The 22,388-nt window shown below is 44.8% G+C and carries 19 protein-coding genes; 11 read left to right on the forward strand and 8 right to left on the reverse strand.

From position 1 onward, the window contains the following. Positions 1-260: 260 nt before the first annotated feature. Positions 261-1,403 carry an endonuclease/exonuclease/phosphatase family protein gene (locus ETF27_RS07510; RefSeq protein ID WP_130830555.1) on the reverse strand — a complete coding sequence of 381 codons (1,143 nt, stop codon included), beginning with the start codon at positions 1,401-1,403 and terminating at the stop codon, positions 261-263. A 36-nt stretch (positions 1,404-1,439) separates the two neighbouring features. Continuing rightward, on the reverse strand, positions 1,440-2,381 hold the full coding sequence (locus ETF27_RS07515; protein ID WP_130830554.1) for a rhomboid family intramembrane serine protease: 942 nt from the start codon (positions 2,379-2,381) through the stop codon (positions 1,440-1,442). A gap of 198 nt (positions 2,382-2,579) precedes the next feature. Between ETF27_RS07515 and ETF27_RS07520 the strand changes: the two genes are divergently transcribed. The 3 genes from ETF27_RS07520 to ETF27_RS07530 all read left to right on the forward strand — a co-directional run bounded on the left by ETF27_RS07520 (position 2,580) and on the right by ETF27_RS07530 (position 5,345). Further along, the gene (locus tag ETF27_RS07520; protein WP_130830553.1) at positions 2,580-2,855 is read left to right on the forward strand and encodes an HU family DNA-binding protein; all 276 of its coding nucleotides are present in this window, start codon (positions 2,580-2,582) and stop codon (positions 2,853-2,855) included. A gap of 192 nt (positions 2,856-3,047) precedes the next feature. After that, complete coding sequence (gene argS, locus ETF27_RS07525) at positions 3,048-4,865, forward strand: arginine--tRNA ligase (protein WP_147785651.1); 1,818 nt, start codon at positions 3,048-3,050, stop codon at positions 4,863-4,865. Positions 4,866-4,877: 12 nt separating this feature from the next. Beyond that, entirely contained in the window at positions 4,878-5,345 is a 468-nt protein-coding gene (locus tag ETF27_RS07530; RefSeq protein ID WP_130830551.1) for an RNase H family protein, read from the forward strand. Between the two features lie 589 nt (positions 5,346-5,934). On the opposite strand, the gene ETF27_RS07535 is transcribed toward ETF27_RS07530, so the two are convergent. The 6 genes from ETF27_RS07535 to ETF27_RS07555 all read right to left on the reverse strand — a co-directional run bounded on the left by ETF27_RS07535 (position 5,935) and on the right by ETF27_RS07555 (position 11,903). Next, on the reverse strand, positions 5,935-6,807 hold the full coding sequence (locus ETF27_RS07535) for a hypothetical protein (protein ID WP_130830688.1): 873 nt from the start codon (positions 6,805-6,807) through the stop codon (positions 5,935-5,937). Between the two features lie 8 nt (positions 6,808-6,815). Further along, the gene (locus tag ETF27_RS07540; RefSeq protein ID WP_130830689.1) at positions 6,816-7,520 is read right to left on the reverse strand and encodes an HmuY family protein; all 705 of its coding nucleotides are present in this window, start codon (positions 7,518-7,520) and stop codon (positions 6,816-6,818) included. A 3-nt stretch (positions 7,521-7,523) separates the two neighbouring features. After that, positions 7,524-9,581, reverse strand: a complete 2,058-nt coding sequence (locus ETF27_RS07545) for a TonB-dependent receptor plug domain-containing protein (RefSeq protein ID WP_130830664.1) — start codon at positions 9,579-9,581, stop codon at positions 7,524-7,526. A 195-nt stretch (positions 9,582-9,776) separates the two neighbouring features. Beyond that, positions 9,777-10,460: a DUF4903 family protein gene (locus tag ETF27_RS07550; protein ID WP_130830549.1), complete on the reverse strand. Its 684-nt coding sequence runs from the start codon at positions 10,458-10,460 to the stop codon at positions 9,777-9,779. 42 nt (positions 10,461-10,502) lie between these two features. Further along, the gene (locus tag ETF27_RS11305; protein WP_181951345.1) at positions 10,503-10,799 is read right to left on the reverse strand and encodes a hypothetical protein; all 297 of its coding nucleotides are present in this window, start codon (positions 10,797-10,799) and stop codon (positions 10,503-10,505) included. A gap of 66 nt (positions 10,800-10,865) precedes the next feature. Beyond that, entirely contained in the window at positions 10,866-11,903 is a 1,038-nt protein-coding gene (locus tag ETF27_RS07555; protein WP_181951344.1) for a leucine-rich repeat domain-containing protein, read from the reverse strand. A 966-nt stretch (positions 11,904-12,869) separates the two neighbouring features. Here ETF27_RS07555 and ETF27_RS07560 point away from each other — a divergent pair. The 8 genes from ETF27_RS07560 to ETF27_RS07595 all read left to right on the forward strand — a co-directional run bounded on the left by ETF27_RS07560 (position 12,870) and on the right by ETF27_RS07595 (position 21,985). Then, positions 12,870-15,152, forward strand: a complete 2,283-nt coding sequence (locus tag ETF27_RS07560) for a hypothetical protein (protein WP_147785652.1) — start codon at positions 12,870-12,872, stop codon at positions 15,150-15,152. A 63-nt stretch (positions 15,153-15,215) separates the two neighbouring features. Next, the gene (locus ETF27_RS07565) at positions 15,216-15,410 is read left to right on the forward strand and encodes a hypothetical protein (protein WP_147785653.1); all 195 of its coding nucleotides are present in this window, start codon (positions 15,216-15,218) and stop codon (positions 15,408-15,410) included. Positions 15,411-16,070: 660 nt separating this feature from the next. Beyond that, on the forward strand, positions 16,071-16,388 hold the full coding sequence (locus ETF27_RS07570) for a hypothetical protein (protein ID WP_025875786.1): 318 nt from the start codon (positions 16,071-16,073) through the stop codon (positions 16,386-16,388). Positions 16,389-16,644: 256 nt separating this feature from the next. Further along, complete coding sequence (locus ETF27_RS07575; protein ID WP_147785654.1) at positions 16,645-17,292, forward strand: hypothetical protein; 648 nt, start codon at positions 16,645-16,647, stop codon at positions 17,290-17,292. A gap of 45 nt (positions 17,293-17,337) precedes the next feature. Beyond that, positions 17,338-18,849, forward strand: coding sequence for an RNA polymerase factor sigma-54 (gene rpoN / locus ETF27_RS07580; protein WP_147785655.1), 1,512 nt, complete (start codon positions 17,338-17,340; stop codon positions 18,847-18,849). Between the two features lie 5 nt (positions 18,850-18,854). Further along, positions 18,855-19,472, forward strand: a complete 618-nt coding sequence (locus ETF27_RS07585) for a phosphatase PAP2 family protein (RefSeq protein WP_147785656.1) — start codon at positions 18,855-18,857, stop codon at positions 19,470-19,472. A gap of 10 nt (positions 19,473-19,482) precedes the next feature. Beyond that, a complete protein-coding gene (purE, locus tag ETF27_RS07590; RefSeq protein ID WP_130830543.1) occupies positions 19,483-19,989 on the forward strand; it encodes a 5-(carboxyamino)imidazole ribonucleotide mutase in 507 nt (168 codons plus the stop codon). A 73-nt stretch (positions 19,990-20,062) separates the two neighbouring features. Continuing rightward, entirely contained in the window at positions 20,063-21,985 is a 1,923-nt protein-coding gene (locus tag ETF27_RS07595; protein WP_130830542.1) for a 4-hydroxy-3-methylbut-2-en-1-yl diphosphate synthase, read from the forward strand. Positions 21,986-22,388: the final 403 nt, after the last annotated feature.

A 22,388-nucleotide genomic window follows, 5' to 3' on the forward strand; every position in this document is an offset into this window, starting at 1 on the left:
TTTGATTTATTGTTTTTTCATCGCAATCAGCCTTCCGACTTTTCGACAACCAATGGGCTTTTGCCCTTCGCGCTTCCTCTGATTGTCCTTTGATTTTTTGCCTTTCAGCTTAGGGAAATCTCTGACCGTTGCATTGTTATCAACAGTTCCCCGGTTGATGGCTCGCTTCTTTTTGTTTGTTCTTTACTCAATATATAGACGTGCAAAGATAGTTATTTTTTCACGTTTTAGAAAATTTAAACGATTTTATTCTCTATTTTTTAAGGTTTTGGCGTGAATTTTAGCCATGTGTAGATAGGATAATGATCGGATGCCGCTATTTTATTATCCACTTTCGCTCCATAAGGCTTGAAATCATCCGAACAAAAAATATGATCGATGCGGAAATACATTCCGCTCCGGTTATAGGATATTCCCGGACCATTACCGCAGGATACATAGCAATCGGTCAGAAGCTTCTCTATCGTGTGGTGGGCGTAGCTTATCGGGCTATCATTGAAGTCGCCACAGAGGATAATGGGCATTCGTCGGCTTTGATATTTCTTCACGTATGCTGCCACGGTTTCCACTTGTGGAGCACGCAAGGTGGCAGCGGTGGTAAGCTTGTCGATCAATCGCGTGGGGACTTCCGGTGCGTCTAAGTTGTTCAAAGGATCTTTCACGATGCTCTTATAGCTCTCTTTGTCTTCCTCAGTCATGCGATTGCTCTCAAAGTGGTTGTTGATAACAAGCACTTCCGTGCCATGATAATCAATGATATACGCGAAACTACTGTTTCCTTCCGATTCGTATGCTATTCTTTCTTTTCGGAGTATGGGGAATCTACTCAGCAAGATCATGGTTTGCCCATATTTTATGGGAGCTTTCTCAGCATCGCAATAAGGGAATGCTGCCCTGAAACGTTTGAAAACATTTTTTCGTTTCACACCCATCGTGTCCGCTTCCTGCAAACAAACGATGTCGGCTTTACTGTCGAGGATATAATTCACAATCGGATTATCCTCATTCTCATCCAAATCCTCAACAGCGAACATGAAAACGTTGTAGGAAAGCACTTTCAATGATTTGAAAGGGGGATCCTTTGGTGGGTTGAAAGGGGTGTATTTGCGAATGGGCACATAGCACATTAACAGTCCGAGTAAGGGAAGCCAAACCATTCTCGCGCGAAAAAAGACCCAAAAGACAAGGAATCCCAGATTGATAATCAAGAGAATGGGAAACCCCAGTCCGAGAATGGACCATAAGGCGTGTTCCGTCGGATTGATTCTGTCGGAGAAACCCACCATCATCATGGCGATGATTGTCAGCACGTTGAGAACTTTTAAGAGCAGGAATAAGAACCATCGGTGGTTTTTTCTTTGTGTACCACTTTCCGCTTTGCTGTCTTTACCGAGAAAAAACATTGCTTTTCGATATTTTTGGTATAGAGAGACTCGTGCTTACTTGCTGTTGTCAAACAGTCTTTGTTTTTCTTCTTTTGTCAGACTGTCATATCCACTCTTGCGAATCTTGTCGAGAATCTTGTCAATTTCTTCCTGTTCGCGTTTTTTTCGTGTGTTATAATCCCAGTCGCTTTCAGGTTGTTGCGTGTTCTTCGTGTGCCAATCCGAGTAATCGCTACCTTGTCGCTTGCCGGTCGTTCGGGTTTTGCGTTGTTCCCAGTTGTTGCGCAGGTGGTTAAAGAACTGTTCACCTCTGTTCATTCCAAAGTCATCTCCGGCGTATGGGTGTTTCTGCCAATACTTGATGAGTAGAAATCCGAAAAGCATTCCTCCCAAGTGGGCGAGATGTGCCACACCATCGTTGCTTGTTCCAAAAGCGGAAAACAGCTCAATGGCGATGGAACCAATGATGATCCATTTCGCCTTGATGGGAATGGGAATGGGAATGATGAACATTCGTTCTTCGGGGAACATCATTCCAAATGCCAACAGCACACCATAGATGGCACCCGATGCCCCCACCGTAGTCCAAAGGTTCAGATAATCGCCCATGATCATCCTCATGCCGTTTATGTTCACATATTGATAGGCAGAGAGTCCTTCCATCATATATGAACCATATTGAGCCAATTCTTGGCAAATTCCGGCTCCAACTCCACAGATCAAATAATAAAACAGAAATTTCTTTGGCCCCCAAACGTTCTCAACCACCATTCCGAACATCCACAACATAAACATGTTCATCAGGATGTGCATGAAACCGCCGTGCATGAACATATAAGTGAATAGTTGCCACAGATGGAAATCCTCTGCGAGGAAAAAGTGCAGTCCGAATATCTTGTTGAGATCTATCCCCATTCTTCCCGTTCCCATCGTCATGAGGAACATCAGGATATTAATGATCAGCAAGTTTTTTGTTACAATTGGTAGATTACGCATAATTTGATAACATTCTATTTCAGCACGCAAAATTACGAAATTTTCCTGTTATCGCGCATAAATCGCGCATATAAGCACTTTTTTTTAGTAATTTCTTCACTTTTCTTTGCTTTTTGTTTGTATTACGAAATGAAACAAGTATATTTGCAACAAAGAAAGTAGATAATTTATATATATTTAATAAAAAAGATTAAGGTTATGAACAAATCAGAACTGATTGAGAAGATTGCAGCCGGCGCAGGTTTGAGCAAGGCTGACGCAAAGAAAGCATTGGACGCAACAACAGCTGCCATTAAAGAGGCATTGGTTGCAAGTGACAAGGTTCAGTTGGTAGGCTTCGGTACATTCTCTGTTACGGAGCGTCCGGCTCATGAAGGAATCAATCCGGCAACAAAGCAGAAAATTACGATTGCCGCTAAGAAAGTTGCCAAGTTCAAGGCTGGTGCCGAGTTGGCAGACGCAGTAAACGCTTAACGAAAGTAAGCGTAAAAATGAAAAGGACGTTCCGTAGGGAGCGTCTTTTTTTATTGTCCCCGGCACGAAACACCCGAGGCAGAGCATGGGATGCCCCCAATTGAAATATGTCCGCTCCTTTATCTTTATATGTGAGCCGGGACTTTTTTCTTTTTTTTTATTACCTTTGCAGGCATATAATCATTTACGAACATGAAGATAGAAGAACAGATAACTCATGCGGCACTTTCAGCCGTGAAAGAACTATATGGAACGGAAGTGCCCGCGACAATGATTCAGTTGCAAAAAACCCGTTCCGGATTTGAGGGAAACCTTACGCTCGTTACCTTTCCATTGTTGAAAACCTCGCGAAAGAAGCCTGAAGATACGGCGAGAGAACTGGGAGAACATCTCAAGAAGAACTGTAAGGCAGTGGAGGGTTTTAACGTTGTGAAAGGCTTTCTTAACCTCGTTGTTGCTCCGGCAGCATGGATTGGACTGCTCAATGATATTCATGCCGACGAGAAGTTTGGAGAGAAACGCTTAACGGCGGACAGTCCGTTGGCAATGGTGGAGTATTCTTCGCCCAACACGAACAAGCCCCTGCATTTGGGGCACGTACGCAATAATCTGCTCGGATGGGCATTGGCGCAAATCATGGAAGCCAATGGTTACAAGGTGATAAAGACCAACATTGTGAACGACCGCGGCATCCATATCTGCAAGTCCATGTTGGCGTGGCAGAAATGGGGTGAGGGCGTTACTCCTGAGAAAGCAGGAAAGAAAGGCGACCACCTCATTGGTGATTTCTATGTGGCTTTTGACAAACATTATCGTGCCGAACAGAAAGAGTTGATGGAGAAATACACTTCGCTGGGCATGGACGAAGAAACAGCCAAGAACAAGGCAGAACAAGAGTCGCCATTGATGAAGGAAGCTCGCGAGATGCTCGTGAAATGGGAAGCCGGAGATTCAGACATTCGCAATCTTTGGCGAACAATGAATGGTTGGGTGTACGCGGGCTTCGACGAAACTTACAAAGCTCTGGGCGTGAGTTTCGATAAAATTTACTACGAGAGCAATACCTATCTCGAAGGAAAGAAAAAGGTGGAAGAGGGCTTGGCGAAAGGGCTTTTTATCCGTAAGGAAGATAATTCCGTATGGGCTGATCTCACCGATGAAGGACTCGATCAGAAGTTGCTTCTCCGAGGCGATGGCACTTCGGTTTATATGACTCAGGACATCGGTACGGCGGAAATGCGTTTCAAGGATTATCCCATCGACAAGATGATTTATGTGGTGGGCAACGAGCAAAACTATCATTTCCAAGTGCTCTCCATCCTTCTCGATAGGTTGGGATTCAAATGGGGAAAAGACCTTGTCCACTTCTCCTACGGCATGGTGGAACTTCCCAACGGGAAGATGAAAAGTCGCGAGGGAACCGTGGTAGATGCCGACGACCTCATCGAAGCCATGATTTCCGATGCTCGCAAGACATCGGATGAACTTGGAAAATTTAAGGATATGAGTGAGGAAGAGAAGAACGAGATTGCTCGTGTCGTGGGGTTGGGTGCCTTGAAATACTTTATTCTGAAAGTAGATGCACGCAAGAACATGCTCTTCAATCCGGAGGAGTCGATTGACTTCAATGGCAACACGGGTCCATTCATTCAATATACTTACGCCCGAATCAGAAGCATCCTGCGCAAAGCTGCGGAAACGAAGTTCACGGTGCCTGCCACACTGCCCGATGATGCGCCTTTGAACGAGAAAGAAATTCAGCTCATCCAGAAAATGAACGATTTTGGCGTGGCAGTGGCACAAGCGGGAATAGACTACAGTCCGAGTGGCATTGCCAACTATTGTTACGAGCTGACCAAGGAATTCAATCAGTTCTATCATGACTACAGCATTCTCAACGCCGAAAGCGAGGAAGAAAAGAGCGTGCGTCTGGTTCTTGCCCACGATGTAGCCAAGATTATCAAAAACGGCATGGCATTGTTGGGAATAGAGGTTCCCGAACGGATGTAATGGTTTCAGGTTATGTTACAAAATCCTCCGAACAACCGCCACGACACTGTGTTGCCCTTGCCACTTGAAGTGAAAGCAAACGCATGGGCAGTGGATGCCGCCTGCTCGGGCAATCCCGGTCCCATGGAGTATCGCTGCGTTGATTTGGCAACGGGAGCGCAAGTCTTTCATTTCGGACCAACGTGGGGTACGAATAACATCGGTGAGTTCCTTGCCATCGTGCACGCGCTCGCGCTGATGGAGAAACAAAGCATCACCGATAAGGTGATTTATAGCGACTCTTACAATGCCATAACATGGGTGAAAAAAAAGAAATGTAAGACCAAATTGGAACGCAACATGAAAACGGCGGAATTGCATAACATCATCGCACGAGCTGAGAAATGGTTGCAAATGCACGCGGTGCTTGTACCCATGATAAAATGGGAGACGAAAAGGTGGGGCGAGATACCTGCCGATTTCGGTAGAAAAGGCGTGTGATTCGTTGCCGGCCTGTGCGATGGATTAACGCGATGGAAAATGGAAAAACCGCGATGTTTTATCTTCCAATGCACGTTTTCGGCTTATGGATTAGCGATGGCACATTCAGGCGAAGGCAAACGAATTCTTGATGGCGAACATGCTACCTGACCAACGAAATTGCATGATAAAAACAGGGATAAAAACTCGCTTTGTATCTTACTGATAATCAATACGTTATTAATCTCGATTTAAAAGCTTAGCTTTTGCACTCCAAAACATGACCTTTTGCAATGCAAAAGCTAAGCTTTTAAAAAGTGAAAGCTAAGCTTTTAGTAGATGGAACAAAAAAAAGAACATTTAGGATGCTATTGGTTCTATTCATAAAAGGCGGAAAGATTGTGGCAAAGTAAGATAAAGAAACGAAGGATGATATGTACGCTTAATGTTGAACACCTGCTCACCATGGCGTTATCCGGTTTTGAGACAGATAACGATTTTTTGTGGGTAATTCTCGGTAGCTGAATTGTTTTCTCTCGTGACTGTTGCTACGGTCGGCAGTTTTTGCGCAATTGAGAATCTTTTCTTCTTCTTCCCGTCCCTTTTATCGTTATTTGGTTATCCTTCGTTGCTTACCTTTGAACCAAAGATAAATACCCAATGAGAGAAAAACTATAAGGATGACCGCCAATTGCCATGCATACTTCTCCGGCTCTACCCAAAACTCCTTAAAGAAGTTGATGCGCCCAAGAATCTCAATCGGAGTCCAAAACACTATGACCGTGGCAATCGCCATACGAATGTTTGCACCCCATGCAGCGATGTGTAGCTGGTGGCGCAGCATGAAGACTGAGCCGACGAGACAGCCCACTCCCACAAGAAATGTTATGGGGTGGTGATCGCCAAGGAACGTCTTGTCGTAGCAGAACATCAGCAGTAAATACATAGCCCAAAGAATCATGTTCAGCTCCATGAATGTTACGATGCTCGTGTGGCGTGTCATGGGTTGCACAGCTATTTCCTTCCGTTTGCTACGGAAACACACCTTTTGTATCCATGTTATCAAGTCGCATCCATTCTTTGTACAGAACACATACATTGTCATCACCATTATCCACATGCCAAACGATGCCGGCATGATGAGATATTCGGGCTTCGTCACCACCACACCGTTTTCTATTTCCGGCTGAACACCATACCGACGAGCATAATAAAGGAAGAGAAACTCTACCCAACCCGTCCAAAAAAGCAATCCGCCGAAGAATCCCCATAAGGTCTGTCGGGTGTCGCCTTTCACAAGTACGCCCATTACCACCATGACCAGTCCTATTGCTCCTAACGCAAAACCACCTATGTGCATGGCTTCTTCATTCATGAATTTCTCCATCAATATCATCAGTGCATGACCTAAGGGCATGGCAAAGAGTACTAAGAGAAATGAGATGAAAGTACGCCAAATATAGATTTTCTTTTTATTTTCCATTTGAATATTTATTTCAGTTCATCACAATAATAACTTATCTGTCCGCCCGTGTCGTCTATTTCGGTATGCTGGTTGTACCAACTGATAATCTGCAATTTGAAATAGCGTTTGCCATCAGCGGTACGCACGGCATAGACGTGATATGAAGGGGTATAGGTCATCGGCGGACCTGCGAGAAACATGTTTCTTTCCAACACCGGGTTTGCACTCGTGAGTGTGCGTTGCGGCCCATTGTTGGGGTCGAACCATGGATTCTCCTTCGGGTCAAATCCATGGGTGTTCACATAGCGAAACCAATCTGTTTGCGAATAAGTTATCTTCACCGTGGTGTCGTTGTCGGCTATCCACTCTTGAGGGTCAGGCAGTTGCTCCACACGCTGCCAGTGGTCGTAGTTGCCGAATCCAAGGTCTATGGCACCACCCTTGCCATTGCCACTTGTACCGCCGTTGGTGCGAATGTGATAGCCACAGATGGCTATATCCCAATCCAGTCTGCTTTTTTGCTGTCCCTCCTTGATGTCCTGATTGGGAGCATTGCGATTGAATATCTCGCCGGTGCGCAGGTTGAAGTATATCCAATCATTGGTAACTCCGGTCGTATAGCCCGCCACACGTGGCAGAATCTTACCATTGAATTCTTCGGCATCATACGACAAACATGAACTCATGGACAAGGAGAGAAACAGAAGTAACGGAAGTATTTTTGTATTCATCTTTTATCTTATTTTAAGTTCCAACTGTATGTATGCCCTTGCCCCGGCAGTGGCAGGCACGCTGAATGCAGTCAATCCCGACCCTAATGTCTTTGGTTTGTAGTTGAATATATTGTCAATGCCCACCGAAAGTCTGATTTTCTCCTTGAAAGTCTGTGCCACGTTCAGGTTGCATAGCACATAAGTGGGCAGCGTGCAACGAAAATAAGCATCATACGACCTACCTTCTTTCTCCACATACACACGATCCTGCACGTCGTATTGTTTCTCTCCCATGATTTGTGCGTTCATATAGGCATCAAGGCGATAGTTCTTCTTGCGGCAACTGTATTTTATGCCTGCTGTTGCTGCATGTGGCGATGTGGTGTTGATGCGCAGTCCTTTCTCCTTGCTCACGTGAACATACGAATAGGAGGCATTCAACGTGAGCCAATCTGCCGGTGTCCAACGTCCCAACAGGTCGATTCCGGCCATTGTTTGGCGGTTCAAATTGGCATACTCGAAGTTGTATTGCATATCGTAAATGCGCCATATTCCCTCTATCTTTTTACGGTAGAAATTTCCGTAGAGTGTGCCGTTGAAGAAGAAATGGCTGTTACTGTACTCCACGCCTGCCGACACGTAGTTGCTCTTCTCGGGTTTCAAGAACTCGTTACCTTTGATCATGAACATTCCCAAGTGGTCCCAGTTGAAAAACAGTTCCTTGATGCTCGGCGAGCGGTATCCCATGGAGTAATTGGCACGTATTGCCCAATGGTCGTTGGGTGAGAATTTTGCGGCAATTTTGGGCATATACATGAATCCGAATGCTTCTGAAAAATTGGTGCGCACGCCTGCAGATATCATCCAATGGTCGTTCACCGTCCAATCGTCCTGCACGTAAAACTCAGTCTCCTTCAACGTGCGCGACGTCATTTTGTGATTTACGAAGCGATCGCTCGTCAGCCGGTCGCCACAATATTCTATGCCCATGATGAGCGCGTGTCCGGCGAAATAGTTGCTGCTAAGTGTCAGTCGTGGTTGGAAGATGCGTGAGTGGTAAACCGGTTTGCGCTCATTGCGGCGTTCATGGCGTTTGAAGCGGTCGTAATAATCTTTGTGAAGGCTCGCCGTTAGCGTGAGCCAATTTCTCAATGTGTAACTCATTTTTGCCCCCCACGTGTAATCGCGTCCCTGTGTCAGTACGAGATCTTGCACCAAATCATACTGATTGATGAAAAACACTGAGCCGTATGCTTGCGCCTTGAAATTCGTTGAGGGCTCGAAATAGAGCTTTTGCGAGGCGATGATATGCTCACGTCCCTCTATTCCCATAGGTGGACGAGGAAAAGTGCTTTCCAAAATGATGTCCTTTTCCAAGAAAGGGTTTGCCTCTTTCGTATAGACCTTGCGGTCGTTCTTGGCCTGATACAGATAGAAAGCATCGCTCTCGCTATACCATACATCGCTTTGTGATGTGAAGGCGCCTTGCTTGAACCCTGCCGACAGCCATCCTTGCAGATTGGGACGGTCGGCATTCTTTTCAAACATATAGATAAAATCCTTTTTCTTGGGGTTTTTGAAATTTCTTTCATTCATTTGTCCCCAACGAAAACCTGCGTCAAAGGAAAAGGGTTCGTTTGTTTTCTTTGTGATGATGTTGATCACCGCTCCCGAAGCCCGGCTGCCGTAGAGTGTGCTGCTTGCTCCTTTTACTATTTCCACGCGGTCGATGGCATGAAGGTTGAAACGCTCGTAGTCAAGGTTGCCTGCCATATCGCCCGTCATGCGCTCGCCGTCAGTGAGGAAAAGCACATGGCGGGCATCCAAACCGTCGAGGTTGATTTCGCTTCCGAATGTTACTTTCTGTATGCTTAGTCCCGGTGTCTCGTGTTGCAGTGCCTGTTGGAAATCGCTGTAACCGCTCTCCACCAATCCTTTTCCGCTTAGCACCCGAGTAGTGATGGGCGAAAGTTTCATGGGGCGTGCTGATTGCGATCCCATAACGACTACATTGTCCAACCGCATGGTCTTCGTCGTGTCTAACTTCGTTTTCTGTTTATCCTGTGCTGAGGCAGGCATTACACCCCAACCTATCAGCACAAGGACAAACGATAAATGTATGATTCTTATTTTCACTATTACTATTTTAATCCCCTAAACCTACAGCCTGCAAAAGCATAACTTTGTACATAATGAGAGGATGCTTTTTTTATGTAGAGATATCCGAATGAAGTGTTCATATTCTTTAGGGAGATTCACACGATTATATGTGTCTTATAATCCATGTTCTTTCTTATAAGCTTTTAAATCCGCCTCATATTTGGCAAAGTCTTCCTCGTAAGTATCCATTTTCGAATAGTCTATGGTTTGTAAAAAAACAAAACTCTGCATCAACATGACATTGAAATTGGTGGAGAATTCTATCTGCTTTGTGTTCACGTTCAGATAACCTATAACAGTTCCTGCTCCGCCTTTACCGTCAGTATATTCACCGTTTACATCATGCTGGTTTGGAGTATATGTTACATCACCGTTCACACCGGTAAACTTTATCCAGCCATCGCCTTTGTATTCGTCCTTCTCCCATGAGTTAAGTGGAATAAGTCTGCAATAGATGTTAAACCACACCTGTACGGGCATATTGCCCACCGAGAAATTTTTGAGTTTGATGTTCAGGGGAGTCTCCGACTTCAAGTCCCATGAAAAATAATATTTCAAGGGACACCCTTCAGGAAGAAGCGTCTTATCAACAGGTCCCATCATAGCCTTGGAACGAACTACGATACTATCTTTCAAAATATCCTTTGCTTTAAGGATAAGGTTATCCTCCACCGGTTTTTTACCATTCTCCTCATCGCCGCTACATGACGAAAACAAAGAACAAGTAAACAGCGCAACAGAACACAGCAAGAATATTCTTGCTGCAACGAGTGCAATAAACGATAATGCTTTTTTCATTTTGATAAAAATTACCGAGTTAATAATAATGAAAAAACACACTTATTTCGTCCAATCGAAAATCGGTATAAACTCTGTATTGAAGTTGTTGTAATATCTTATACCATAGCCATTACTAAGGTTTTTACGATATTTTTTCACAAATGCGGCGCCATTGGTGTTGTCATAGACATCCTTTGTTGTGGAGAATACAGTTTGACCATTTTCCATATCAACATCTTCAACTTTTATGAAAACTTTAAAGTTAGGATAGGTAATTTTGCACTTGGGCAGATAAATAAGTTTAAGATTGAGAACCCCTTCTATTCCGCCTAAGTTTATCTCCTGTAAATTCTTCAAAGATAGCAATCCTATTTCATCGGCATACTTTGCTTTCTCAGGAATCGTTATCTTCTCAAGTTTGTCTCAACATTCTATACCAAGCCATGAAAACTCAAATCCGAGCATATCTTTTACTATTCCCCTTTGACCAAAAGCCTTAGACTTAGAAAAATCAATCTCCTTTATACCTGGATTTTCATAGATACCCAATAGGCGGAGATTTGTGGCATCATCCAAAATAATTCCATTGGGTGTGTCTATGCGGTCTAACACCAACATTTGTACGCTCTTGGGGATTCTCAAATAAGGTATGGATGTGTACTTGCCAGATTCTTCAGAGGGGCCTATACCAATAGCAGTTCCTTCATACCCTTTATTGTGAATAATGTATTGTACTCCATCCAAGTCATCTACCTCTGGGTAAAATGCTAAAGATTGTACTTTTTGTTCTGGACTAACAAGGCGTTTTGAAATATCAATCACATCATTACCTGCTTCATCTTTAACAAAGAGATTTGAAAACATTGATTTCAAGCTTTCACGAAGTCCGACGTTTGGAATAGTGCGCAGAGTGTTGTATTTCTGCAAAGTTCCTTTTTCATCGCTCATCTGCATATCAACATCTTTCGCAGTCTTATAAAAGGACACGATTTCATCCTCGTTATATTTTGCACTGTTGGGCAGATAAAGTTTGTTAAGGTTGTGCAAAATGGTGATATTGCCCTCTGCGTCCTCTTTTGTCAGCCCCTTGAACTCATAAATTTCGTTGCCCGTCAAATCTACCCCGGTAATCTGTGCCGGCAGTTGTGAGAAGTCGAACTCCATCTTATATCCGTTGTTGGAGAGTTTCACCTCCTTCAGGTTTGGCAGGATGTCAAGACCGCTTAAGTCCTTTAGGTTGGTGCCACTGAGGTCAAGCGCTGTGGTGTTGTTCGCCAAGTCGTTGAGTTCCAGCTTGCCGTCCTTGTCAAATTGATAGCCTTTCGACTTCAACACTGTCATCAACTCTGTGTTTTTAAGGGCATTTGCACTATATTGTATAGCATCATCGCTGCTGCAAGAGGAAAGCCCCATGACAAAAAATGCCAATACCGGCAATAGGTTTTTTCTATAATTTTTCATATTGATAATAAATTAATTTAATTGGCAGCAAAGGTCGGAGTATGGTTTGAATGTCGCAATACCTATTTTTTATGATTTCTTTTTGGTTTATGCAATCCTTGTTTGTCCCAAATCAGTCATTGGAAACATTCAATTACAGAGGATTGTTATTCGGCAATTTACCAACTAAAAGCCATACGCCGTGAACTCATATCAGCACCAGCTCGTCGGGGCAAGACAAAAGACAGGCAGCTGTTTTATTTTTTTGGGGGGACATTGACAACGCAAAAATCCTTCCTCCGCAATATGGGAAAAGTTCGATAATGTCCTAAAAATTCTTCATTCATCTGTCAAAAGCTTACCTTTTGCGTTCCAAAAGCTTAGCTTTTGCACTGCAAAAGGTCATGTATTGCACTGCAAAAGGTAAGCTTTTAAATCGCAATTCATATCGTTCTGATTATCAACAGATTACGAAGTGTGCCCCGAAGGCGGTTTTTTGTAATATAATTTCATGGTGATTGGAACACCATCGGGACAAAATAAAGCTCTTCTCACTGCCATGCAACACCGTGAATTCTTAATGACCGATTTTGAATTAAGGCAAGTAGGCTTGGGTACGCATTTCTTAACAAATACATCTTCTTTTATACTAACATACGTTAAACCATAAGATTTATACAAGGGTTATATGTTAAATTATCACAAATACCCCCCCCGAATTTGTTATTATTTGTAATAAGATTTACCTTTGCAGCCAATATCATCTAACATAGACATTTTTGCCATTCAGAGGCTGCTTTTCGAGTTCTTGAATACTTGACAATTCGGATAACACCTTAACGGTGCAAGTTATTCTTCCATGACAATAGGAACTCTTTGACGATTCTGCTCTGTGCGTTGATGCTATTCTTAACGCAAAAAAATCTATTTTTAAACCTAATGTATATGATGTTATTGAGAAAATGTTTATTTGGCATTCTGCTTGGGATGAGCATAATGTCCGTAAAAGCGCAAGGAGGTTCTGCTCCTGCCATTTATTATGGTGGTCTTGAGGCTACAGCTGAATCTGCGGCTGGACCTAAGAACTATTTTGTGTTGTACAACATCGCTGCCGATTTGTATGTGACGCAAGGTGGAAACAACGGTGTGGAAATGATTTTGGAAAACATGCCCTACTATCCGTTCCACATGAATGGCGTACAAGAGAAACAAGGACAACATGTTGTCGGAGGTCAGAAATGTAACAAAGTTCATTTCCTTTGCCCAATGAACGGACGTTCAAGTATGCAATACAGCAAAGACATGACGGGTGCTCCCGGCGAAACACTCCCGGGATTTTACCGATTGAATGGCGCATCCTATCCTTGGGAAGCTGTTCCGGTTGAGGGCTACGATGAGTACACTCATGTCTATAACCTTTATTACTACAACTCTGACGGGACTTATCATCCACTTCGAGCAACCGAATCAAAAACGTTGGAGTTGTCAGAGAGCACAGAGGCAGACCCCAATGATTACTACGCACAATGGCAATTGGTTCCGCTGCACGAGATTTTACGCGAGTTCGATTTATGGACGCGAATATATTATGGAGAGTCGGCTTCATTTTACATCAACAACCCTGATTTCCAACGCGACTGGAGACCGACCTTTTCTTGGGAGAAACCCATGTATCATGATTGGCAACCATATTACCTTACGGTGAGTGGCGGCAACATGAATATCAATACGCAGGGCAATCAGCGTCTTGATTGTTTCAACAAGGACTTGTTGCCTGATTACGCTCAAAGTTATTCTGTTGCCAACAAGAAAATTGAGATGGGACGAAAATATGCCGATTTGCTGGGTGTGAACGTCACCCGGGCAACGGGTTCCGTAGCCAATCATACGGCAGGTAAATCGGGTATGTTCGTTCAGGCTGTCAATTTGCCTTTCGATGGTTGGTATAAAGTTTCATGCCAAGGTTTCTATCGCCCCGTAACAAATTCAGACGGAACGAAAAGCTCCGCTTATCTCACAGCTTTCGTGTCGCCTACAACAGTGTATAAAGTTCCTATGGCTGATCCTGATGTGAATTATTATACATCATACGGTAATTATCTGAACGACTATAAAAATCCTTTTGTCGATGAATCCGGCATACCGGCGAGAACGTTTGTTAAGAAACCATTGAAGGAAATCGGCACCGATCAAGATTTCTCTACAAATAATTTCACGGACGGAGCAAACAGAGATTACATTTGGTCAGGCACACAGTTCAAGGAAGGCAAATATCCTAACGAACTTTACATCTATTTGCCATGGAGTGGGGAAGACGAAACCGGTTCTCCTCATATCCTGAATATCGGTATTGTGGCAGATAACATGAACGATAACACAAGATTGAACCAGTATTGGCTGTCGTTCGACAAGTTTAAGTTGGAATACATCGGTGAAAGTGCTTACCTGCTTGACGAGGATGCTGAAAACATCGACTACATGAAGAACCGGGAATATGAAACTTTGTTGCTCCATGCGAGCCTTAAACCTCACAAATGGAACACCTTTGTGTCGCCGGTAACGCTTAACGGCGGTCAAGTGAAAGTCGGGTTTGGTCCAAACACAGAGGTTGCCGTGCTCAGAGAAAAAGCGGAAGGTGATGATGACAACACCATTTATTTCTCGAAAGTGAATATGGATGCGGAACATTATGACTCCGTGGCGATAGAGGCTAATACCCCTTGTCTCATCAAACCTGACATGGAACCGACACTGCGTCCATGGATGCGGAATTACATAGACTACGACGGCGTCGAAAAACAATTGGCGGACAACATGCGTACCTATTTTATACAAGGAACTTCGATGGATAAGCCGGAGACGAGTATCATCAACACACTGACCACAGACCAAAAGACGAAGTACACCTTTGGAAAACTACACATAGAAGGCACACTGACGAAAACAAACAATGCCGTGAAGGTGGGCAACTTTGCCTTGAAAGACAATAAATGGTGGAAACGCACGACCCCGATATGGTCGAAAGGCTTCCATTGGTGGATAGTAAACGACAAAACACAGAGCGGAGCCAAATCTTACCGGCTGATGGTGGATGACAACATTGTTTCACCAACGAGCATCAATGGCATCGAGGCAGTGGAAGAGGCAGAACCGCTTGGCGATATTTACACAGTCAGCGGACAACTCGTGCGGAAGAATGCAACTTCCACCGAAGGACTGCCGGCAGGTTGCTACATTGCCAAAGGAAAGAAATTGGTAGTGAAGTACTAAGGAATGCGGTAACGCACCTATGTGAGAATAGTTTATAAGTATTTATAAGAAACTTTAAGAACATTGAAAGTCATGACAAGAAAAGAAAAAAGATATATTGCGCCACAAACCATGACATACCGCATGGAAACAGAGGCTCCATTGGCAGCAGATTCACTTAATAGTCAGGTGGGTGATGAACCATCAACCCCCATAGATGAATCCGGAGATAACTGGGATGGCGGCATAGACTCCAAAGAGACAACGCTTGAGTCATAGACTCCGATAAATAGAAGAAGAAACAGTCCGGTGCAAGCTTATGCAAGCTTTCCGGACTGTTTCTTTTTTATTGCCTCAACTGTTATGCAAGTGTATTGTTGTATTTGCTTTTTGTGAAGATGCATCTTGCAAAATGTTTTCCCGACGACATGGGAAAAGTTCGATAATGTCCTAAAAATTCTTCATTCATCTGTCAAAAGCTTACCTTTTGCGTTCCAAAAGCTTACCTTTTGCACTGCAAAAGGTCATGTATCGGAGTGCAAAAGCTAAGCTTTTAAATCGCAATTCGTATCGTTCTGATTATCAATAGATTGCAAAGTGCGCCTCGGAGGCAGTTTTTTGTAATGTAATTTCATGGTGATTAGAACACTATTGGGACAAGATAAAGGACTTTTCATTGCCATACACGGGTAAGATGACAAGAGGATTTTTTTCAATAGCAATTCCATTTGCTTGATTTTTATCATAAAATTGAAGCTTATTCGCAAAAAAACGTATCTTTTTCGCTGTTTAATTCATTATAATGACTATCTTTGCATACATCAACAGAAACACTATTTTATCGAAAGAGGCGCGACAAGGGCTGTTTTTGGAGCAAAAGCAAATTTGCGACATGAAAAAAACAGCATCGAGGTTACGGCTCATTAATCAACAAAAGACATGAAGAAATATTTCATCTTTGCATTATTCTTCACCATCGTTGGTGGCAATCAACTCAACGCGCAAAGCATAAACTATCGCACCTTATCCGCGGAACAGATTCAGGCAATGGCTGAACAAAAAAGGCAGCAGTACGATGATGTGAAAAGTAGAGCCGACAAGACAAAAGACGAGTTCAAGAACGCTAAAAAAGAATATAAAGCCAAACAAAAAGAATACAAAGAACTGAACAAACTTCGCAAGCAGCGTAAGAAAGAACTGAAAGAGGTTGAGAAAGCATTAAAACTTCGCTCCAAACTCAGAAAGCTTTCCAATTAGCTCCATGAAGTTGTGGCAGGCGTTTGCAGACGGTCTCGCGTTTCATTATCGCTTACTTTCCACACATTCTTTTTTATTTTATGCGTATGTCGCTCTTCAAAAGAGGAATGACAATGTATCTTTTGCCCCCAAATGTCCCTGCCTCTGATTCGGCGTTCCTTAAGAGAGAGATCATGGAGAGATAACCGATAAAAAATTTGGGCTTTACAATAAAAATAGGTATCTTTGCGTTGAAACGAAGATACCTATTTTGCTTATGGCAACGCATCCTTTATGGTCTGACGAATACTGGCTTTTGCTGCTGCAAGTGTATTTACGAGAGCCGGTGGGCATGAAGCCCATGTACTCGAGAAACTTGGTAAAGGTAAGTTTGGAGCTGCACATTCCTCCGCACTATCTCTACGAGCAACAGTTCTTGTTGAGGCAACGTGGCACGCCTGTCATACAACTGATATGGGACACCTATGCCGAAAATCCTAAAAAGCTGAAAAGAGACGTGAAACGGCTAAGGGAAATGAAAGGGTTTGGAAATTCAACACTGTTCTATAAGGACGTGGACGAGAAGCATACCTTTGAGACCGATTTCCTGCCCCTGCCACAAAACAAGGCACTGAAGCCGGTAATGCTCATCATGATACTCGAACTCTATTTCCGACTCACCCCCATTACGATGGCAGAAGCCACCCCGGAGGTGCGGGAACTGGCGAAAATGATGAGACTGAGCACGAGATTGATAGTCGAAATCATGGATGTCTTCCGATTTTGCGACCCCTATCTGAACCGCGACGACTTACTCATTTCACCCCTTTTGCCTCCTTGTCAGGAGATATGGAACAGATATGGAAACGACAATCCACAAAAACTTTCGGCTTTGGCAGCGCAATTACGCGATTATTTCAGATAGAATGTGTTTCTTTTTTCGTAATTTTGCATCGTAATTCAGGTTATAATGGCTCAAGAACAAATACAGGTACAAGAACAAAAGCAACAACAGGTGCAGCGACTCTCCCAACAACAGATGTTGCAAGTGAAGCTGCTCGAAATGCCATTGACCGAATTGGAAGAGAGCGTGAATGCCGAACTCGACGACAACCCTGCCTTGGAAAGGGGAGATGAGAAAAGCGATTTCGACGAGAACGCAGAAACAGCAGAAACGACGGGCGATGATTTCGATTCGCAACAGGAAGAGGAAGAACGACAAGACGCACTCGACACCGCGCTGGAACGTTTGCAGTCCGATGAAGACCTGCCCACCTTTGAAGGCAGTAGGCAAAACTACAATGCCGACTACGAGGAGATTGTCTATGGCGACACCACATCGTTCATCGACAAACTCAATGAACAGGTGGGCGAAAGAGTGCTGACCGAAAAGCAACGAGGCATAATGGAATACCTCATCGGAAGTCTCGACGATGACGGCTTGTTAAGAAAAGATTTGGATATCATTGCCGATGAACTTGCCATCTATCACGGAATAGATTGCACGGAGGAAGAAATAGACGGCACATTGCATATCCTGCAAGACTTCGACCCTCCCGGAATAGGCGCGCGCACCTTACAGGAATGCCTGCTCCTGCAAGTAGAACGAAAGCTGCAAACCGGACAATGGAAAGCCGATGAGCAGCTGTATCAGTACATCCGGGAAATTCTCACCAACCATTTCGATGCTTTCACAAAGAAACATTGGGGCAAAATAAAGAGTGCCCTCTCGCTCTCTGACATCCAAGTAAAGACTTTGCAGAACGAGATTTTGAAGCTCAATCCCAAGCCCGGCTCCTCCATGGGAGAGACAATGGGAAGAAATGTGCAACAGATAACGCCCGATTTCATCGTAGATACAGAGGACGACGGAACCATCAGCTTCACGCTCAACCACGGACATTTGCCGGAATTGCACGTGTCTCGGAGCTTCAACGAAATGTTGGCAGGCTACAAGGAAAACAAACAGAGCATGAACAAACAGGCAAAGGAGGCACTGCTCTATGTAAAGGAAAAGGTGGATAGAGCCCAAGGCTTCATAGAGGCAATCAGAAAACGACGCAACACGCTCTACTTAACGATGAAAACCATCATCGACATTCAGCGAAAGTTCTTCCAAGACGGAGATGAGGCAGACCTGAAGCCCATGATTCTAAAGGACATCGCCGAAAGAACCGGACTGGATATCTCCACCATCTCACGCGTCAGCAACATCAAATATGCACAAACACGTTGGGGAACATTCCCTCTCCGTTTCTTCTTTACCGACAGCTACACCACGGAAGAAGGCGAAGAGATGTCCACACGAAAAATAAAAGTCGCACTGAAAGAGGTTATTGACCGGGAAAACAAGAAAAAACCACTCAGCGATGAGGCTTTGACCAAGGTGATGAAAGAGAAAGGTTTCCCCATTGCCCGACGCACAATAGCCAAATATCGCGAGCAAATGAGCATTCCGGTGGCAAGACTGCGCAAAGAGTAAAGAACATGAGAGAGAAACAAATCATATTGACTGCCAGGGTGGTGAGCATGTTATTCACACCATTCTATCTGCCCATTGTGGGCATACTGGCAATCTTTGGCTTCTCCTATCTCAGCACATTCCCATGGCAATTCAAGATTTCGCTTGTGCTGATGGTCTATCTTTTCACGGTGCTCATCCCCACATTACTCATCCATATGTATCGACAATATTACGGTTGGACACTCATTCAGTTGGGACAGAAAGAGCGAAGAATGATACCTTACGTCATATCCGTTCTCTGTTATTTCTGCTGTTTCTACATCATGAGTCTGCTACACCTCCCTCATCTCATCACATCGGTACTCGTGGTGGCATTGGTGATTCAGGTGTTGTGCGCCATCATCAACGTTTGGTGGAAGATTTCTACACATACGGCAGCCATAGGTGGGGTCTTGGGAGCATTGGTGGCTTTCTCGATGATACTCAGTTTCAATCCCATTTGGTGGTTTTGTCTTGCCGTCCTCGTCTCGGGAGTTGTCGGTTCCAGTCGCATTATCTTGCGCCAACATTCGCTGATGCAAGTAACGGCGGGTTTCTTTCTGGGTATCGCGAGTGCATTCTTTACGATAATGATCATTTAAACATAAAAAAATGAAACCTTTAGTTAGTATTATTATGGGGTCAACAAGCGACCTTCCTGTCATGGAAAAGGCTTGTAAGTGGTTGGAACAATACGAAATACCGTTCGAGGTGAACGCACTTTCAGCGCATCGCACCCCCGCAGCAGTGGAGAAGTTTGCCAAGGAGGCACAAGAACGAGGCATTAAAGTGATCATTGCCGGAGCAGGCATGGCCGCAGCTCTGCCCGGTGTCATCGCTGCATCCACCCCTCTGCCTGTCATCGGTGTGCCCATCAAAGGAATGCTCGACGGACTGGATGCCATGCTCTCCATTATTCAGATGCCTCCCGGCATTCCCGTAGCCACAGTAGGGGTCAATGGAGCACAAAACGCAGCCATTCTTGCCGCAGAGATGATAGCACTCGCCGATGAGGAAGTGGCGAAAAAGGTTGCCACATGGAAGTCCAAATTGGGCGAGAAGATAGTAAAGGCAAACAAAGAATTGTCGGAAATCAAGGATTATAAGTTTAAGTGCTAAGTCGCTGCCGGAAGTTCTACCGCGCGAGTAGGTTGAAAGTTCAACAATTCAGGCAGGTCAGCACGCGGAAAGCATGATAGATTTATTTCATTACGAGAGAAGAAAGAGTACGGTGGCGCAGGTGGGCATCTTGAACATCGGCGGCAACAATCCCGTCAGGTTGCAATCCATGACTACCACCTCAACCGATGATACCGAAGCGAGCGTGGTGCAAGCGGAACGCATCATCAACGCCGGTGGAGAACTTGTGAGATTGACTACACAGGGGAAGCGCGAGGCAGAGAACTTGAAACACATCAGCGCACAATTGCGTACCGATGGTTACAAAACACCACTCTGTGCCGATGTGCACTTCAATGCGAACGTGGCTGATGTGGCAGCGTTGTATGCCGAGAAGGTGCGCATCAATCCCGGAAACTACGTGGATCCTGGTCGAACGTTCAAGCACTTGGAATACACCGAAGAGGAATATGCCGGCGAGTTGCAACGCATAGAGGAACGGCTGACACCGTTTATCAAGATTTGCAAGGAGCATCACACGGCAGTGCGCATAGGTGTGAACCACGGTAGTTTGTCCGACCGAATCATGTCGCGCTACGGCGACACGCCGGAAGGCATTGTGGAAAGCTGTATGGAGTTCCTCCGCATCTTCAAGCAGCAGCAGTTCGATGATGTAGTCATCTCCATCAAGGCCTCAAACACCGTCGTCATGGTGCGTTCGGTGCGCCTTTTGATTGCAGAGATGGATAAGGCGGATATGCACTATCCGCTGCATCTCGGCGTTACAGAAGCCGGTGAAGGCGAAGACGGACGCATCAAGAGCGCAGTGGGCATCGGAGCGTTGCTCGCCGATGGCATCGGCGACACCATTCGCGTATCTCTGAGCGAAGAACCGGAAAAGGAAATTCCCGTTGCTGCCCACCTCGTGCGACACATCCGAAAAAAGCAAGGGCATATTCTCGTGCCTGCCGAAGTTTACAAGGGCTTCGATTATCTGCATCCACAGCGCAGAAAGACCCTTTCCGTCGGCAATATCGGTGGCGAGAACGTTCCCGTTGTCATTGCCAACCTTCCGACTGGGAAGCAGATGCCGACCGTTGTCGCTCCCAACCTTCCGCGTCCCGATTACATCTATGTAAACGACATGCTCCCGGAACGATTGTCGGAGAACCAAAACTACATCCTCGATTACAACAATTACATCGAGTTGGCGACGAAAGGCGAACTTCCGCCGGCAAATGTTTACCCCATCTTCCCAACACCTGCCATCCCGTTCATCGGAACAGTAAAATCTAAAATCAAGTTTCTCGTCTTAAAGTATGGCACACCGGAGGAAGAGTTTCTCACTTGTTTGAAATACCATCCCGAAGTGGTGGTCATCTGCGTGAGCAATCATCAGAACCGGCTTGCCGAACAGCGTGCCTTGGTGCACCGGATGATGGCGGCAGGCGCAACCAACCCGGTGGTCTTCGCACAGATGTACAGACATTCTGTAACCACGGAGCCATCGGATGGGGTGTCGGCGAAAGAACAGTTCCAAATAGAAGCGGCTGCCGACATGGGCGCACTGATGATTGATGGACTCACCGATGGTTTGTGGCTGATGAACGAAGGCAATCTCTCGCAGGCAGACGTGGAGCAAACCGCATTCAGTATCTTGCAGGCAGGCAGACTGCGCATGGTGAAAACGGAATACATCTCTTGTCCCGGCTGTGGCAGAACACTCTACGATCTTCGCACAACGATTGCCCGAATAAAGGAAGCCACCCAAGGCATGAAAGGACTGAAAATAGGAATCATGGGGTGCATCGTGAATGGTCCGGGCGAAATGGCTGATGCCGATTATGGTTATGTGGGAGCCGGTCCGAAGAAAATCAGCCTTTATCGGAAGAAAGAATGTGTGGAACGAAACATCCCGGAGGAAGAGGCTGTGGAGCGTTTGCTGGCACTGATAAAGTCCGACCGAGAGAAATTGGCTGACAAGAACCGGAAATAAGCTCCGACTCTCTTTCATACCGCCTTACGAAACACGAAAGCAGATGACACCATCTCATGTCGCCCATGAGTTTTGTCATCTGCTTTTGTTTTTGTTCTGCCACAGTTTCTCAAGAGTTTGTTGCGTGCATAAAATGAAAACGACACCAAAACGACAAGCTCACAGAAACCCTCAGAGAGCACCGCTGTTATTTATTGATATTTATTACTGTCCGCTAAACATCCCACATTTTTTATGAATTAGGGCTGACACTTCTCACGAGGTATCAGCCCTTTTTGTTATCTTTGCTTTTGTTTCCAAACTCAGATAACATGGGCAAAAGTACACATTTCTTCGGACAGCCGGTATATGGTCAGCTGATAAAATCTCTCGACCATGATAAAATAGTTGAAATAAGCCGTCG

This window comes from Prevotella brunnea (genome assembly GCF_008016795.1).
Lineage (GTDB): Bacteria > Bacteroidota > Bacteroidia > Bacteroidales > Bacteroidaceae > Prevotella > Prevotella brunnea.